General features: G+C 53.0%; 1 protein-coding gene. It reads left to right on the plus strand.

What is annotated here, in order from left to right; translation table 11 throughout:
* Positions 1-77 precede the first annotated feature (77 nt).
* Complete coding sequence (locus tag CDH48_RS19020) at positions 78-1,166, plus strand: IS630 family transposase (RefSeq protein ID WP_100690261.1); 1,089 nt, start codon at positions 78-80, stop codon at positions 1,164-1,166.
* Positions 1,167-1,172: the final 6 nt, after the last annotated feature.

A 1,172-nucleotide genomic window follows, 5' to 3' on the forward strand; every position in this document is an offset into this window, starting at 1 on the left:
TGTGCCCTAACAAAAGTTCGTCGAATAATTTGTAGCTTAAGGTTATAATTGCAGAAAGCATCGACGGAGCTACTGCAATGGGTCGACCCGTTATTCCTTTGATCATTACAGACCAAGAACGCGATGAGCTTAATTCGTGGGTTCGCCGCCGGCAGATGCCAGCAGCCGAGCAGCAACGAGCACGAATGATCCTTTTGAGCACCGAGGGCCTGCCTGGACGAGTGATTGCTGAGCGAGTGGGTGTAACGGCAGAAACCGTCAGTAAATGGCGTAAGCGGTTTGACCAGTTCCGTGTGGCGGGACTGACAGACGCCCCGAGAAGTGGTCGGCCCCGCAGTATTGATGACGACAAGGTGACAGATGTCATCAACAAAACGCTTCAATCCAAGCCCAAGGATGCGACCCACTGGTCTACCACTTTGATGGCCAAGGAAACCGGGCTCAATGCCATGGCAATCAGCCGAATCTGGCGGGCATTTGGGTTAAAGCCTCATCGTCTGGAGACCTTTAAGCTCTCAACCGACCCCCACTTTGTGGCCAAGGTCCATGACATTGTCGGGTTGTATATGAATCCACCTGACCGGGCTCTGGTCCTGTGTGTGGACGAGAAAAGCCAGATACAGGCGCTGAACCGGACTCAGCCGGCGCTTCCGCTGTCGTTCGGTTACTCCGAAACCAGAACGCACGACTACGTTCGTCATGGCACGACGACCCTCTTTGCAGCCCTGGACGTTGCCACTGGTGAGGTGATCGGACGCCTTCACAGGCGACACCGTGCCAAAGAGTTTTTGGCCTTTTTAAAGGAGATTGACCGGGAGGTTCCGGAAGACCTCGATATTCACCTCGTCATGGACAACTACGGCACCCATAAAACGGAAAAGGTTCGGGCCTGGTTTGCCGCCCGGCCTCGGTATCACGTGCATTTCACGCCGACGTCAGCATCGTGGGTCAACTTGGTGGAACGATTTTTTGGCCTGATCTCAGAACGCTGGATCAAGCGCAACTCGCACCGAAGCACTCGTGAACTGGAGGCTTCCATTAAAGACTACCTGGCAAGATACAACGACGATCCCAAACCTTTTATCTGGCGCAAAACAGCGGATCAAATCATTGCATCAATCGCTCGTCTTTCCGATAAGCTGAATAATAAGACGAACTTTTGTTAAGGCACA

This window comes from Marinobacter aromaticivorans (assembly GCF_002806975.1).
Taxonomy (GTDB): Bacteria; Pseudomonadota; Gammaproteobacteria; order Pseudomonadales; family Oleiphilaceae; genus Marinobacter; species Marinobacter aromaticivorans.

What these genes read in the sequence shown, in the direction of transcription:
- CDH48_RS19020 (WP_100690261.1), top strand. Translation starts at nt 78, where the DNA reads ATGGGTCGACCCGTTATTCCTTTGATCATTACAGACCAAGAACGCGAT.